The organism is Allobosea sp. R86505, from assembly GCF_042466375.1.
GTDB lineage: Bacteria > Pseudomonadota > Alphaproteobacteria > Rhizobiales > Beijerinckiaceae > Allobosea.
Genome location: NZ_JAXHPY010000001.1, coordinates 4,910,346 through 4,925,481, shown reverse-complemented (window position 1 = coordinate 4,925,481; position 15,136 = coordinate 4,910,346). Strand labels below are relative to the sequence as shown.

The following is a 15,136-nucleotide window of genomic DNA, read 5'->3' as shown; positions in this document are numbered from 1 at the left end:
CGGCTCACTCCTTCTCTTGCGCCAGCGCGTTGACGGCGGCTGCCGCCATCGCCGAGCCGCCGCGCCGCCCATGCACGACCAGGAAGGGCACGCGCCCGTCCTGGGCCAGCGCCTGCTTCAATTCCGCCGCGCCGACGAAGCCGACAGGAATGCCGATCACGGCCGCAGGCTTCGGCGCCCTCGCATCGAGCATTTCCAGAAGCCGGAACAGCGAGGTCGGCGCATTGCCGATCACGACGAGCGCGCCCGCCAGATGCGGCCGCCACAGCTCCATCGCCGCCGCCGAGCGCGTCGTGCCCATCTCGGCCGCCAGCGGCGCGGTGCGGGGATCGTCGAGCGTGCAGATCACCGGGTTGCGCGCCGGCAGGCGGGACGGCGTCACGCCATTGGCGACCATCTTGGCGTCGCAGAGAACAGGCGCGCCCGCCTTCAGCGCGGCTTCGGCAGCTCCCGCGAAATCCGGCGACATCTCCACATCGTCAGGCAGGTCGGTCATGCCGCAGGCATGGATCATCCGCACCACGACATGCGCCGCCCGGCCGGCAAAGCGCGACAGATCGGCCTCCGCCCGGATGATCGCGAAGGAGCGCTCATAGATCGCCCCGCCATCGCGGATATAGTCGTACGTCGTCGTCACAAGGAAGATCCTGGAAGCCCGCCCGCCGCGATCAGGCGGGCATGAAGGTCCTGTCCGGGCTGCAATCGCGTCAGCAGGGCGGAAAGGTCAAGGGTAGCGACGGCACTGTCCCGCGCGCTGCCGCCGATGACGACGCGGTAGCGCCCGCCCTCGCCGACCAGTGTGAGATCGCTGGCTGCGGGCCGCGCGCAGGATTTGACGCAGCCCGAGACATGCAGCGTCAGCCCCCCGGCGAGGTCAGGCGCCAGCGTTGCGGCGAGCGCCGCTGCATCCACCATCGCCGGAGCCTCCGCCCGGCTGCAGGCGGGCGCGCCGGCGCAGGCCTGCACCGACAGGCGCGGGTCGTCGTCACGCGTGATCAGACCATCCGCCGCCGCGCTCTCCAGCAAGGCCAACGCATCGGCCTCGGACAACCCGCGGAAGGCGATGCCGCGCCAGGGCGAGAGGCGGATATCCGGGCAGCCCAGCCTAACGGCCGCCTGTGCGAGACGGTCGAGCGATGCCGCATCGGCCCGTCCGAAAGGCAGGCCGATCATTGCGGCATGGCTCGCGCGAACCGCAAACAGCCCGGCCCGTCGCGGCGCGGGGCGCTGTGGCGGCGCCTCGGCCACGGGGAGGTCGCAGAGCGCCGCCAGTTCCGTGGTCGCGAGATCGCCCATGCGGCGGATGGCGTCGGGCGCCTGCGCCCGCCTCGCGGCGAAGCCGGCCATGGTCTGGGCGACGGCGGCTGCGGCCTCGCCTTCGGCGACGGGGCCGAACCAGAGCCGGTCCGCCAGCGCGATCACCACCCGCCCCGGCGCGGTCGCGACGATGCGGATGTCTCCCGCCAAGTCATCGAGCGAAGACGCGCCACCACCATCGACGATGACGGCGAACTTCGCGGACAGCCCGGCGACGTCGCGCCCGCGCGTTTCGATGGCGGCGGCGAGAGCGAGAGCATCGATCAGGTCGCCGCGGCCGGCGGGCGAGGATGGAGGTTGGACGCTTGAACGCGTCATTGCGAGCGAAGCGAAGCAATCCAGACCCGACGCGCGCGACGCCGCCTGGATTGCTTCGTCGCTTTGCTCCTCGCAATGACGGGGGAGGCACGCCACCGGCGAGACCAGCGTCAGCCTTTGCGGTCCATCGCCCTCATGCTCGTCGACCAGCCGCTCCGCCAGCAGCGTCGCGACCAGCTCCGGATGGCTGTCCCCCGTCACCCCGCGCAATTGCATGTTGCCGCGCGCCGAGATCTCGATCAGCCCGTTGCCGTGCCGGGTTGCCAGCGCCGCGATGCGCCGCAGCTGCGCCGGGGTCAGCCGCGCGCCCGGCGGATGCAGCCGCACCAGCCAGCCATCGCCGGTCTCCATCGGTTTGAGCGTGCTCGGGCACCAGCCGCGCCGCAGGGTTTCGCGGGAGGGCGCGTTCATGGCGCAGCCTTCCGGCGCGTCTCACGCGAATGATCAGGCGCGGGAACCCCTTCCCCACCAGGGGGAAGGGAGGAGCCCTTGCCGGTCAAAGTCGCCCGCTTGGTCGAGGCGTCCACTCGCTCCAGAAACGCCCCCACCGAATTGCGTCGGCTGGTCCACAGGCCTCGTCGGGCCGCGTCCGCCAGCCGCGCGCGGATCGCTTCGGCGGCCGGGGCATTGGCGGCCTCGATCGCGGTCCAGACCGCGGCATCGGCGCACCAGGCCTGGAACACCGCGTCGAACAGCCCGTCGGAGACGGCATCCGTGCTCGCGGCGAAGACGAAGAGCGTGTCCACCGCTTCCGCGAGTTCCGCGGCGCCACGCCAGCCATGGGCGAGATGGGAGGCGATCCAGCGCGGATGCGTCAGCCGGCCATGGACGACGCGGGCGATGTCCTCCGCCACCGTGCGCGCCTTCGGCGTCTCCGGGTTAGAGCTGTCGAGGCTATAGAGCGTGGGGGTCGCGCCGAGCGATTGTGCCGCGGCCGCGAGTCCGCCGATGACATCGGCGGCGCTCGAGGCTTCCAGAATGTCGCGCCCGGCGGTGTCGCTGACATGCACGAAGGCGTCGGCGGCACGGATGCGGGCGGAAAAGCTGGCATCGGCCTGGGCCGCACCCTCGGGGCCGCCATAGGCATGGCTGGAGGCTGCGAGATAGGCCGCGCCCAATTCTTCGCGGCCGCTCCAGTCGCCGTCGAGCGCCCGGTCGGCGACGGCGGCGCCATAGCGGCCCGGCGCGGCGCCGAACACCCGCGCCCCGGCCTCGCCGCGGCGCCGTGCGGCGGCGGGTTCGTTCCAGTCGTCGGGTTCGTCGAGAGCCGCGACGGCACGCGCCGCCGCGTCGAGCAGCGCGACCTGCTGCGGAAAGGTGTCGCGGAAGGCGCCGGAGATGCGCACCGTCACATCGACGCGCGGATGTTCGAGCCTGGGCAGCGGCGTGATCGCGAAGCCCGTGACGCGCGTCGAGGCGTCGTCCCAGAGCGGGGCTGCGCCCATCAGCGCCATCGCATGGGCGATGTCCTCGCCGCCCGATCGCAGCGTCGGCGAGGCCCAGAGGTCCATCACGATCCGGCGCGGCGGTTCGCCCTCATCCTGCAAATGCCGCGCGATCACGGCCTGCGCCGCCAGCGCGCCGAGTCGTGCGGCCGCTCGGGTCGGGATCGCGCGCGGGTCCAGCGTCGAGAGATTGCGCCCGGTCGGCAGCACGTCGGGCCGGCCGCGATGCGGCGAGCCGGCGGGACCGGGCGGCACGAAGCGCCCATCGAGTGCGCGCAGCAGCCCCTCGCGCTCGGCCTTCGCGGAGACGGGATCGAGCGCGGACCGGCCGAAGACATGCAACCCGTCGCGGAAAGGCAGTTCGGCAATGTCGCAGAGATGCGCATCGAGCCGCGTCAGCGCTTCGCTCATCGGCAGATCGGGCGTGACGCCGCAGGACGCCGCGAGTCCGCTCGCCTGCGCCCGCGCCCGGATTTCACCGGCGACGATGTCGGCCCGACGTGGATCGAGCACCTGCGCCTGGCTGAACTCCTCGACGAGGTCGCGCAGCAGCGCCGTCTCGCCAGAGGCGCCGATCTCCGCCAGCGGCGGCGGCAGATGGCCGAGCGTCAGCGCCGAGAGCCGCCGCTTGGCTGGCGCGGCCTCGCCGGGATCGTCGACCACATAAGGATAGACCACCGGCAGCCCCTGCGTGATGAGGCGTGGCCAGCAGGAGGCCGACAGCGCCACCGCCTTGCCCGGCAGCCATTCGGTCGTGCCATGGGTGCCCAGATGGATCAGCGCATCGATGCCGGCCGTCTCGCGCAGCGCGCGGTAGAAGGCGAGATAGCCATGGCAAGGCGGCGCATCGGGGTCGTGATAAACAGCCTTTCGGTCGGGCGTCGCATCGCGCGGCGGCTGCAGGGCGATGGTGAGGGCAGCGTCTTGGACGGCTCGGAAGCGGAAGGCGCCGTCCACGCAGGCCGGATCGGATTCGGGCGCGCCATGGGCGGCGAGCAGCGCCTCGCGGGCGTCCGGGGGGATGGTGGCGAGCCAGGCGCGATAGGCGTCGAGCGGGAGGGTGAGCTCGGCCGGGCCGGTGGTGAGGGCGGCCATGAGGGCTCCGCCGTCATTGCGAGCGCAGCGAAGCAATCCAGAACCGTCTCGCTCGACGTCCCCCTGGATTGCTTCGCTGCGCTCGCAATGACGGGATGGGATGTCGTACCCCGCCTCCGCCAGCAGCCCCCGGATCGCGCCGACGCTCGCCGGCGTGTCGAGCCCGACCGCGAAGCCCGCCCGGCCGCCGCGCGCGGGATAATCCGACATCACCAGCCCCAGCCGGCGCGCGGCAACCGGCTTGGACGCCAGCGCGATCCAGCCGGCGACGAGATCGGCGAGCGCGGCGACACCATCCGGATCGGGCACCAGCCGGCGCGTCGCCAACCCCGTCGCGGGGTCGGTGGTCTCGGCCTTGAAGGCGACGGGAATCGTGCCCAGCCGCCCGTCGAATTCCGGCAACGCCACCTGCATGGCGAGATCGGCCGCCGAGAGGCCCCGCGTCGAGGCGGCCCAGGCGTCGCGCGCACTGCCGACCGGCATCGCCTGAAACACGGGGCAATCGGCGGCATCGAGCACGAAATCGGCGCCCTCGCGCGCCGAGAAGGCGGTGGTGGTGACGATCGCCGCCGGCTGCCGCGTCGCGATCAACGCTGCGAGTTCGGCGGTGACAGCCGGGTCCTTCAGGCTGGTCAGGGCGAGGATCAGCGGGGCGTGTCCGCGCGCGGTCAGCGCCGCCACCAGCGCTTCGCCCGTGGCGGTGTCGCCGGCGCTGACGGCCGAGCGATAGACCAGGATCGGCACGAAGGGCCGGTCGGGCAAGGTGGCGAGCGCCTCGCGCCAGGGCATCGGCGCGGCGTTGGCGCCCAGCGCGAACAGCGTCGGGAGGGGCAGAGGCGCAAGGTGAGACGGCGGCCGGTCGCGGCCGAGATACCCCGCCGCCACCGCCAGCAGCCGGCGCATGTTCTCCGCCCCGCCACCGGCGTGGAAATACGACAGGATCGCCCTCGCGCAGGCGGGCGGCACGGTTCCGTACTCTGCCAGCCGCGCGTCGTCGCGGTCGTCGCCGGGCAGCACCGCCAGCGCGATACCTCTGGCGCGGCAGGTCTCGCTGAGCTGCTCGATGCCGTAGCGCCAGTAGTCCAGCCCGCCGAGGCAGCGCACCAGCACGAAACGGCTCCTGGCCACCGTCTTCTCGATCAGGAGATCGACCGAGAGCGGGTGCCGCAGCCGCCGCAGCGAGGCGAGGCGGACAGTGAGTTCACTGTCGCAGGCCGCAGCAGCCAGCGCGGAGAGATCGCTGTCGGCAAAGGACAGGACGACGACATCCCCTGCGGCCAAGCCGAGATCGACGGCGTCCTCGCCGTCGTCGAGCCTGATCTCGCTGGTCGGGAGCAGATGCATGCCTGGCTTTCGAAAAAGGCTGCCGCTCAGGCGCCGGCGAGCGCAGCCTCCACCGCCTTCACGTCGAAGCCCTTGAGCCCGATCACGGTGAGGCGCCCGTCGCGCGCTTCGCCTTCCGTCCAGGCCCTGTCGAAATGATAGCTGACGCGCCGGCCGACGCCCTGCAACACGAGCCGCATCGGCTTGCCCGGCACGGCGGCGAAACCCTTCAGCCGCAACACGCCTTGCGCCTCGGCCGCCTTGCCGAGGCGGGCCGCCAGCGCGTCGGGGGCGAGTCCGTCCGGCAGCGCCAGCGCGACCAATTCGAAATCGTCATGTTCATGGTCCTCGCCCTCGCCGTGATGCGACGGGCGCGACGCCAGATCGGCCTCCGCAGCGGCGCTGAGGCCCAGGATCAGCGCGGGCTCGATCGTGCCCCGGCTGGTCTCGACGATCTTGATCGCCTTGGGCAGATGCGCGGCGATCTCGCTTTTCACCCGCTCGCGCGTCGCCGCGTCGATCAGGTCGCTCTTGTTGAGCAGGATCAGGTCGGCGCAGAGGATCTGGTCTTCGAAGACCTCCTCCAGCGGGTTGTCGTGCTCGACGGAGGCGTCCTGCGCGCGCTGGGCGGCGAGCGCCTCGGGATCGTCGGCGAACTGCCCTTCGGCCACCGCCGGCCCGTCGACCACCGCGATGACGCCGTCGACGGTGACGCGGGCGCGGATCGCCGGCCAGTTGAAGGCCTGCACCAGCGGCTTGGGCAGTGCCAGCCCCGAGGTCTCGATCAGGATGTGCTGCGGCGGGTCGGCCCGGTTCAGCAGCTTTTCCAGCGCCGGCACGAAATCATCCGCCACCGTGCAGCAGATGCAGCCGTTCGGCAGTTCGACGACGTCCTCCTCGGTGCAGCCGGAAATGCCGCAGCCCTTGAGGAATTCGCCGTCGAAGCCGAGATCGCCGAACTCGTTGACGAGCACCGCGAGCCGCTTGCCCTCGGCGTTCTCGAGCAGATGGCGCACCAGCGTCGTCTTTCCGGCGCCGAGGAAGCCGGTGATGATGGTGCAGGGAGTCTTGGCGAGAGCGGTCTTGGACAGGGAATTCATCGGGAACCCGCGATCGGGAGGGGAGGAAGGCGCGCGACCACGCCCTTGCGGATCGCCTCGGCGCGCTCGCGCCAGGGCACGATTCCGTCCGGGGCTTCGCGGTACTGGCGCGCGAAGGTGAGCAGCGTCTCGACGCCCGTCGCGGGGTCGAGATCGCCATAGACATAGGTCCAGCGCCCCTCGCCGCTGAGCGCGACCGTGCAGGGGCGCTTGCAGACGGAGAGGCACTCCACGGTCTCGACGCTGACCGCCGCATCGAGCGTGGAGTCGAGCGCATCGCGAAGGCCGGCGGCGAGAACAGCTCCCGGACGCGGCGCGTCGGGGTCGCCCCCGGCGGCGCGACAGGTCGCGCAGACGAGGATGCGGACGGGAGCCGTGCCCGTTTCCGGGCGCGGCTGCTGCAGGGACGTGCTCATGATCCGGCCGGCGTCAGGCCGTCGCGGGCAGGGCCGCGATCAGGAAGACGAGGCCGACGCAGGCCATGGCGGCGGCCGCTGCGCGCACCGGCAGGGTTGCGGGCATGGAGAACAGCCGCCGCACCAGCAGGATCGTGCCGACGGTGACGGCGGCCTGGATCGCGACGAGCCCGACGAGATAGGCGCCGACCACGGCGGTCTCGGCGCCGATGATCGATTCAGCGAGCGCATGGCCATGGGCAAAACCGGCGGCCGCGAAGAGAGCGGCGAGCGCCGGCAGCGGCAGCGAAGGCCTGAGCACGCCGATGGCGCCGATCAGCACGAGGCTGCCGGCGACCAGAATCTCGCCGGCCGGCAGGTCGATGCTGTTCATATGCGCGAACGCGCCCAGCCCCATGCCGGCGATCCACAGCACGGGCAGCAGCAGCGCGCCGGACGCGTAGCGCGAGGCGACGAGGCCGACCGCGACCAGCGCTGCGAGGTGATCGAGCCCGAGGATGGGGTGGCCGAGGCCCGACAGAAGCCCCTCCGTCAGGGTCGAAGGCGTCGCGCCGCCCATCGGGTGGTGGGCGAGCGCCGGGCTGCAGAGCAGGGCGGTGAAGGCGAGGGTCAGGCGATTGCGCAGCGTCATGGTTCCGGTCTCCGTCAGAAGGCGGCCGATCTTGCGACCGACCTACGTTCCCAAGGACGGAGCCGCATGACGGTCGCCACGCGAACACAGCCGCCGTCGGAACACCCCGTCCGATGGGCCCATAGGAACACTGTCGACGGCAGGTCTCCTGGCTCGCGGGTCTGGTCATTCCACGCCGCCTTCCCGGGATCGCTCCCAGTGGCCGATGGCGCGAAACTCGCCGCTTACAGTTGCGGGGGCAGCCGCGGCATCACACCGCGTTCCCTTTTCACCTCCTCGCGGAGGCACCGTCGGCGACGATCATTAGCCATGTGCGCGAGGCTGTGCAATGCAGAGCGCCGTCATTCTCGGGCGGAGCGGAGCGCAGACCCGAGAATCCCTCTCAAGAGATGCTCGGGTCGAGCCCGAGCATGACGGCGAAGGTCGCTGCCTGTGAACATCCCCCACCTCACCCTCGTCCTCGGCGGCGCCCGCTCGGGCAAGAGCCGCCATGCCGAAGCGCTGATCGAGGCGCTGCCACCCCCCTGGGCCTATATCGCGACCGCCCAGGCCTGGGACGACGAGATGGCCGCCCGAATCGCCGAGCACCGCGCCCGCCGGCCCGCAAGCTGGATCACGCTCGACGCGCCGCTCGATCTGCCCGGCGCCATTCGTGGCCTGCCCGAGGGCCGCCCGGTTCTGGTCGACTGCCTGACGCTGTGGCTGACCAACCTGATCCTTGCCGAGCAGGACACCGCCGCTGCAGTCCGCGTGCTGCTCGATGCCTGCGCACAGGCGACGGCGCCCCTCGTTCTCGTCTCCAACGAGGTGGGGCTCGGCATCGTGCCCGACAATGCGCTGGCGCGGCGCTTCCGCGACGAGGCCGGCCGGCTGCACCAGGCGATTGCGGCAAGGGCCGGCCGCGTGGTCTTCATGGTGGCCGGCCTGGCCATGCAGGTGAAGTGAGACCTGGCTGATGAAGTGAATTGGCAGGTGAAATGGGAATCCGATGACGAACGAGACGGACGAGGCCGCCCGGTACAAGGCGAAGATGGCAAAGCGCAAGGCGCTTCAGGATGCCGAGGTCGCCTCCAAGACGGTCGAGAAGGGCCTGCTGATCGTCAACACCGGCCCCGGCAAGGGCAAGTCGACGGCGGCCTTCGGGCTGATGCTGCGCGCGCTCGGCCATGGCTGGCGCGTCGGCGTGGTGCAGTTCATCAAGGGCGCCTGGGAGACCGGCGAGCGCCGGGCGCTCGACGCCTTCGGCGAGCAGATCGCCTGGCACACCATGGGCGAGGGCTTCACCTGGGAAACGCAGGACAAGGCCCGCGACATCGCCGCCGCCACCCGCGCCTTCGACAAGGTCAAAGAACTGATGGCGGATGAGGGCATCCGCCTGATTGTGCTGGACGAGCTCAACATCGCGCTGCGCTACGACTACCTGCCGCTGGCCGATGTCATCGCCACGCTGCAGGCCCGTCGGCCCGATCTCCACATCGTCGTCACCGGCCGCAACGCCAAGCCGGAGCTGATCGAGGCCGCCGACCTCGTGACCGAGATGACGCTGGTAAAGCACCATTTCACCGCCGGCGTGAAGGCGCAGGAGGGGATCGAGTTTTGAGCGACGCGCGTCATTCTCGGACTTGACCCGAGAATCTCAGCCCGAAAAGGACGCCGGTGCCTCTGTCGGCACGAGATGCTCGGGGCAAGCCCGAGCATGACGGCTAGGCGAATGCTGCCGCCGCGCCGCATCCCGCCAACCCCCACAACAACCCGCAAGCCTTCCGATACAGCCGCAAACCCCGCCGGATGTCGGCCGCCGTCGCGTCCGCCCGGCCATCGCCCATCCAGCCATCCTCAACCGTGACATCGCCATAGATGCGCGGCCCGGCGAGCCTCAGGCCCAGCGCGCCCGCCATCGCCGCTTCCGGCCAGCCGGCATTGGGCGAGCGGTGGCGGTTTGCATCGCGGCGCAGGGCCCGCCAGGCGCCGGCCGCATCGGCATCGCGGTCGAGCACGGCGGCTGCGACGATCAGCAGAGCGGTCAGCCGCGAGGCCGGCAGGTTGACGAGGTCGTCGAGCCGCGCCGAGGCCCAGCCGAAGGCGAGATGGCGCGGCGTCCTGTGGCCGATCATCGAATTGGCGGTGTTGATCGCCTTGTACAGCGCTATGCCCGGCAGGCCGGCCATGCCGAGCCAGAAGGCCGGCGCCGCCACCCCATCGGAGAAATTCTCCGACAGGCTCTCGATCGCGGCGCGCGAGACGCCGGCCTCGTCGAGACTGTCCGGGTTACGGCCGACGATCATCGACACCGCCTTGCGCCCCTCCGTGAGGCCTCCGGTCTCCAGCCCCTGCGCGACGGCCGCGACATGTTCGTAAAGGCTGCGCTGCGCCAGCAGCGTCGAGGCGAGCAGCGCCAGCGGCAGAAGCCCCGCCGGGCCCAGCTGTCGGCATAGCGCGCTCAGCGCCAGCGCCCCGGCCAGCGTCACGGCGAGCAGGATGAGAAGCGCGGCGACGCCCGCTGCCTTCCGGGCGGCGAAGCCGGCCGTCTCCCGGTTCAGCCGGCGGTCGAGCCCGGCGATCAGCGCGCCAATCCAGGTGACGGGATGGCCGATCCGCGCATACAAGCGCTGCGGATAGCCGAACGCGGCCTCGATCGCGAGCGCGGCCAGCAGCAGAAGCAGTGTGTCGGGCCAGAGATCAGACAAAGCCATGAGCGGCGAGACAAACGTGACGGAGGGCATCTGGCATGGCGGCGATCTCGGCCGGGCGCGGGCGCTGTTTCCGGATGCGCCCGAGCCCTGGATCGATCTCTCCACCGGGATCAACCCGATCCCCTATCCGCTTCCTGCGCTGCCGTTAAGCCTCTGGCAGCGCCTGCCCGCCGCCGATGATGAGGCGGCGCTGCTCACGGCGGGGCGAAACGCCTATCGCGTCAGGTCTGACGCTGCGATCGTCGCCGCGCCGGGCACCCAGATCCTGATCGATCTCCTGCCGCGGGTCGTCCCGGCTCTCGTCGGGGCCGGACCGGTCGCGGTGCTGGGGCCGACCTATGCCGAGCATGCGCTGGCGTGGCGGAAAATGGGCGCGACGGTCGTCGAGGCAGATACCTTGGCTCACGCCGACGACGCCGCGACAATGGTGGTGGTGAACCCCAACAACCCGGATGGGCGCCTGCTGTCGGCGTCCGATCTCAAGATGCTCGCCGCGCGCTGCGCTGCCCGTGGCGGGCTGCTGGTCGTCGACGAGGCCTTCTGCGACTTCGCGCCCGAGGCGAGCCTGGTCCCGGCCCTGCCGCCTGCGACGCTGATGCTGCGCTCCTTTGGCAAGACCTATGGTTTGGCCGGTGTCCGGCTCGGCTTCGCCATAGGCGAGGCGGATCTGGTCTCGGCGCTGCGCGAGGCGTTGGGTCCCTGGGCCGTGGCCGGTCCCGCTTTGGCGATCGGCGCGCAGGCGCTCGCCGATGCCGAATGGCTGGCGCAGGCCGGCGCCGCGCGTGCCGCCGACGCCGCGAGGCTCGATGCGCTGATGGCTCCGCTGGGCGAGATCATCGGCGGCACCGCCCTGTTCCGGCTGCTCGCGACGCCCGATGCGCCGGCGCTCTTCGCCCATCTCGGCGCCCGCGGGCTCTATGTGCGACGATTCCAGGCCGATCCGACAAGGCTGCGCTTCGGCCTGCCGGGCGATGTGCCAGGCTGGGCGCGGCTGGAGGCGGCGCTGGCGTCGTTCGTCCCACCTTCGCTGGCATCGTAAAGCCCGCATGCGTCGCGCGCCGGGACAGATCCGAACCGGCTCGCTAACCTGAACACCTAACCTGCCCGAACACGCCTCGCCCCAAGGAACGCACCATGCCCGCCCTGCCGCCTGCCAGCGACCTGACCATCTGTTTCGCCCACGCCGCCTATCAGTTGCAGGACGAGTTCGCGACGCGCGGCCATGCCGCCAAGAGCTTCGAGGTGCGCTCCCTCGACGACTTGAAGGCGCGGGCCCCCGAGGCCGATGTGGTCGTGGTCTCCGGGCTCTGGCGCAACGAGCTGATCGCGTCCTGCCCCAAGCTGCGCTTCGTGCAGTCGGTCAGCGCCGGCACCGACCAGTACGACAAGGCCGCCTTTGCGGCGGCCGGCATTCGGCTGGCGAGCGCTCAGGGAGCCAATGAGCGGGCCGTCTCCGAGCACGCCATGGCGCTGATCCTCGGCCTGACCCGCCAGATCCACCTCGCCCGCGACAACCAGACCGCCGCAACCTGGCGCCCGATGATCGGCGACCGCGCGCGGCGCGAGGACGAACTCGGCGGCAAGACGCTGGTCATCGTGGGCTTGGGCCGCATCGGCCTGCGGCTGGCGACGCTGGCAGCCGCTTTCGGCCTGCGTGTCATCGGCGTGCGCCGCTGCCCGCAGCCGCATCCCGATATCGAGGCGATCGTCCGGCCCGACCAGCTCCACGAGGTTCTGGCTCAGGCCGATATCGTCGCGCTGACCTGCCCGCTGACGCCCGAAACCGAGAACCTGATCGACGCGGCGGCGCTTGGGGCGATGAAGCCCGGCGCGCTGCTGATCAACGTCGCACGGGGTAAGGTCGTCGACGAGCCCGCTCTGGTCGCTGCCCTGAGCGAAGGCCGCATTGCCGGGGCCGGGCTCGACACCTTCGTCGAGGAGCCGCTGGCGGCGGCCTCACCGCTCTGGGCGATGAAGAACGTCATCGTCACGCCCCACAGCGCCGGCGAGACCCGCGCCTACGAAACCAACGTCGTCGACCTCCTCGTGGAGAACCTCGCCAGGCTCGCGCGCGGCGAGACGACCTTGCGCAATCAGGTGGTCTGACCAGCGCCCTCGGAACCACCTCGTCATCCCGGGCCTGCCCCGGGATCCATCATAGGACGCGACATCGCCTTATGATGGATCCCGGAGCGTCGCCGCTTCGCGGCTTGTCCGGGATGACGGGTGTTTCCTCGCCAGGCTGAATGTCGCGCCGCACTCACGCCCGCAAGCCGCGCCACCAGCGGCGCGCCGCGTCGCGGGCGCGGAGCGCGAAGGCATAGGCCGCACTGCTGCGGACCCAGTCGAGCGCCCGGCGCCGCAGCCGGTCGAGCAGGGTCATCAGCCCGTTCAGCCAGCCATAGGTCAGCAATTTCTCCCGGCCGGCGTGGTAGATGCGCTCGACCAGCAGGAAGCTGACGAGATGGGCGAAGGCGAAGACGGCGAGCCCGGTCCGGAACCGGCCATCGGCCATCATCACCAGCCCGAGCAGCTTCAGCGGCTCGGCGATCGCGAATGGGACCGCCAGCAGCGCCAGGATCGACAGCCGTGACTGCCGCGCGATCACGGCCTCCGCTCGCGCCACGATCCGCAGTGACGCCACCCAGTCGATCAGTGGCCGGTAGAGCGGCCGGGCGATCTCGTCGAAGACGACGATGACGGTCAGCACCGCCCGCAGGAGGGCGAAGAGGAGGCGGGCGAGGGCGCCGCGTGTTTCGCCTCGGGGCGGTAGCTCGGTCATCGATCGTCCTTGCGCAGCGCGCGTCAACTCACCGTCTCATCCTGCGCAATCCCAGCAATTCTGAGGCCTTTTCACCACACGCGCCGTCATTCCGGGCGCAGCGAAGCGGAGACCCGGAATCCATCGTAGGGCCTGAGTCCGCCGAGGAAGGCGCACAATGATGGATTCGGAGCTACGTCGCGTCGCGGCTTGTCCGGAATGACGACGAGGCCAGCGGGCAAGACAAGCCCTTTTCACCCCGCCTTCGCATCCTCCAGCATCATCGCCGCGCCCTTCTCGGCGATCATCATCGTCGGGTTGGCGGTGTTGCCGGAGGTGATGGCGGGCATGACGGAGGCGTCGATGACGCGCAGGCCCGCCACGCCGCGCACCCGCAGCCGCTCGTCGAGCACGGCGCGGGCATCGTCCGGTCGGCCCATCTTCGCGGTGCCGACGGGATGGAAGATCGTGGTGCCGAGCCGGGCCGAGGCGTCCAGCAAATCCTCGTCGCTCGTCGCCGCCGGGCCCGGCAGATGCTCCTGCGGCCGGAAGCGCGAAAGCGGCGCCTGCGCGACGATGCGGCGCGTCAGCTTCATCGCGTCGATCGCGACCTGCCGGTCGGCCTGCGTGTCGAGATAGTTCGGCGAGATCGCGGGCGCGTCCTCGGCGTGGGGCGTCGCGATATGGACATGGCCGCGGCTGGTCGGGCGCAGATTGCAGACGCTGGCGGTGAAGGCGTCGAAGTTGTGCAGCCCCGAGCCCCAGGAATCCAGCGAGAGCGGCTGGAAATGATACTGCAGATTGGCGGTTGCGTGCTCGGGCGAGGATTTGGCGAAGGCGCCGACCTGCGAGGGCGCCATCGTCAGCGGCCCGCTGCGCATCGCCGCATATTGCAGCGCCATCAGCGGCCGGCGCCAGATCTTGGCGTAGTCGCTGTTGAGGGTGCGCACGCCCTCGACCTTGTAGACGGGGCGGATCTGGAGATGGTCCTGCAGGTTCTCGCCGACGCCGGGCAAGTCCGCCACAGTCGCGATGCCCAGGCCCTGCAGCCGCGCCCCGTCGCCGATGCCCGATCGCTCGAGCAGCGCCGGCGAGCCGATCGCGCCGGCCGAGAGCACAACCTCGCCCGAGACCTCGGCCCGCAGCTTCTCGCCGCCATGCGTGAACTCGACCGCCGTCGCACGGCCGTCCTCGATCACGACGCGCTCGACGAGCACCTTGATCTCCAGCCGCAGATTGTCCTCGCGCGCGTCGAGCACCGGCCGCAGGAAGGCGTTGAAGGCGCTCAGCCGCCGCCCGCGCCGCTGATTGACCTGGAAATAGGAGGAGCCCTCGTTGTCGCCGGTGTTGAAGTCGTCGATCTTGGCGATCCCGGCCTCGGCCGCAGCCTCGCGGATGGCGTCGAGGATCGCCCAGCGCACGCGCGGGTGCTCGACGCGCCATTCCCCGCCGCTGCGGTGCAGGCCGCTCTCGCCCGGACCGATATGGTCCTCGTGCTTGAGGAAATAGGGCAGCACGTCGTCCCAGCCCCAGCCGGAGAGCCCGAGCTGGCGCCAGCCATCATAGTCGGCGGCCTGGCCGCGCATATAGACCATGGCGTTGATCGCCGAGGAGCCGCCGACGACCTTGCCGCGCGGATAGGCCAGCGCCCGGCCGCCCAGGCCCGGCTGGGCCTCCGTCTTGAACAGCCAGTCGGCGCGCGGATTGCCGATGGCGAAGAGATAGCCGACCGGAATGTGGAACCAGATCCAGTCGTCGCGACCGCCGGCCTCCAGCATCAGCACCCGTGTCTTGGGGTTGCGCGACAGCCGGTTGGCGACGACGCAGCCCGCCGAACCCGCGCCGATCACGACATAGTCGAAACGGCCGATCGTGCGGCGGTCGGTCTCGTCGGCTGCGGCCATGGCGTCCCTCGGGGCTGCGGCGGGTGCGCTCCCGCTCTGCGCCAACGGATAAGCGGCACGGCCTGTGGCGGCAATGGCGCTTAAGTGCGAATGGACTGTGCGCGGGGCCTCACGTCCGAGGCGACCCCGGCCC

13 protein-coding genes and 1 riboswitch are annotated in these 15,136 nt (G+C 70.9%); of the genes, 4 read left to right on the top strand and 9 right to left on the bottom strand.

Features of this window, described 5'->3' with window-relative positions; genetic code table 11:
- Positions 1–4: 4 nt before the first annotated feature.
- Genes SJY11_RS23740 through SJY11_RS23715 form a run of 6 tightly spaced genes read right to left on the bottom strand, consistent with a single transcriptional unit; the run spans position 5 to position 7,645 of the window.
- Complete coding sequence (locus SJY11_RS23740; protein ID WP_376989167.1) at positions 5–637, bottom strand: precorrin-8X methylmutase; 633 nt, start codon at positions 635–637, stop codon at positions 5–7.
- Positions 634–2,046, bottom strand: coding sequence for a hypothetical protein (locus tag SJY11_RS23735; protein ID WP_376989166.1), 1,413 nt, complete (start codon positions 2,044–2,046; stop codon positions 634–636). The genes SJY11_RS23740 and SJY11_RS23735 overlap by 4 nt, the downstream gene beginning before the upstream one ends.
- Complete coding sequence (cobN, locus tag SJY11_RS23730) at positions 2,043–5,519, bottom strand: cobaltochelatase subunit CobN (protein ID WP_376989165.1); 3,477 nt, start codon at positions 5,517–5,519, stop codon at positions 2,043–2,045. Before cobN ends, SJY11_RS23735 begins: the two co-directional genes overlap by 4 nt.
- Before the next feature lie 26 nt (positions 5,520–5,545).
- Positions 5,546–6,598, bottom strand: coding sequence for a cobalamin biosynthesis protein CobW (cobW, locus tag SJY11_RS23725; RefSeq protein ID WP_376989164.1), 1,053 nt, complete (start codon positions 6,596–6,598; stop codon positions 5,546–5,548).
- Positions 6,595–7,014: a DUF1636 family protein gene (locus SJY11_RS23720; protein WP_376989163.1), complete on the bottom strand. Its 420-nt coding sequence runs from the start codon at positions 7,012–7,014 to the stop codon at positions 6,595–6,597. Before SJY11_RS23720 ends, cobW begins: the two co-directional genes overlap by 4 nt.
- A gap of 13 nt (positions 7,015–7,027) precedes the next feature.
- Complete coding sequence (locus SJY11_RS23715; RefSeq protein WP_376989162.1) at positions 7,028–7,645, bottom strand: HupE/UreJ family protein; 618 nt, start codon at positions 7,643–7,645, stop codon at positions 7,028–7,030.
- Positions 7,646–7,766: 121 nt separating this feature from the next.
- A riboswitch (cobalamin riboswitch) is annotated at positions 7,767–7,952 on the bottom strand.
- Positions 7,953–8,077: 125 nt separating this feature from the next.
- Between SJY11_RS23715 and cobU the strand changes: the two genes are divergently transcribed.
- A complete protein-coding gene (cobU, locus tag SJY11_RS23710; RefSeq protein WP_376989161.1) occupies positions 8,078–8,590 on the top strand; it encodes a bifunctional adenosylcobinamide kinase/adenosylcobinamide-phosphate guanylyltransferase in 513 nt (170 codons plus the stop codon).
- 43 nt (positions 8,591–8,633) lie between these two features.
- Positions 8,634–9,245, top strand: a complete 612-nt coding sequence (gene cobO, locus SJY11_RS23705) for a cob(I)yrinic acid a,c-diamide adenosyltransferase (protein ID WP_376989160.1) — start codon at positions 8,634–8,636, stop codon at positions 9,243–9,245.
- Positions 9,246–9,348: 103 nt separating this feature from the next.
- Here cobO and cbiB read toward each other — a convergent pair whose 3' ends face one another.
- A complete protein-coding gene (cbiB, locus tag SJY11_RS23700) occupies positions 9,349–10,338 on the bottom strand; it encodes an adenosylcobinamide-phosphate synthase CbiB (RefSeq protein WP_376989159.1) in 990 nt (329 codons plus the stop codon).
- On the opposite strand from cbiB, the gene cobD reads away from it, so the two are divergent.
- Together cobD and SJY11_RS23690 are read left to right on the top strand one after the other, a co-directional pair.
- Positions 10,337–11,377 carry a threonine-phosphate decarboxylase CobD gene (cobD, locus tag SJY11_RS23695; protein WP_376989157.1) on the top strand — a complete coding sequence of 347 codons (1,041 nt, stop codon included), beginning with the start codon at positions 10,337–10,339 and terminating at the stop codon, positions 11,375–11,377. The two genes, cbiB and cobD, sit on opposite strands and share 2 nt — an antisense overlap.
- A gap of 95 nt (positions 11,378–11,472) precedes the next feature.
- Positions 11,473–12,444: a D-2-hydroxyacid dehydrogenase gene (locus tag SJY11_RS23690; protein WP_376989156.1), complete on the top strand. Its 972-nt coding sequence runs from the start codon at positions 11,473–11,475 to the stop codon at positions 12,442–12,444.
- A 154-nt stretch (positions 12,445–12,598) separates the two neighbouring features.
- Here the strand turns inward: SJY11_RS23690 and SJY11_RS23685 are convergent, their stop codons facing one another.
- Positions 12,599–13,120 (bottom strand): hypothetical protein, encoded by a 522-nt coding sequence (locus SJY11_RS23685; protein ID WP_376989155.1) that lies wholly within the window; start codon positions 13,118–13,120, stop codon positions 12,599–12,601.
- Positions 13,121–13,353: 233 nt separating this feature from the next.
- Positions 13,354–15,003, bottom strand: coding sequence for a GMC family oxidoreductase (locus SJY11_RS23680; RefSeq protein WP_376989154.1), 1,650 nt, complete (start codon positions 15,001–15,003; stop codon positions 13,354–13,356).
- Positions 15,004–15,136 lie beyond the last annotated feature (133 nt).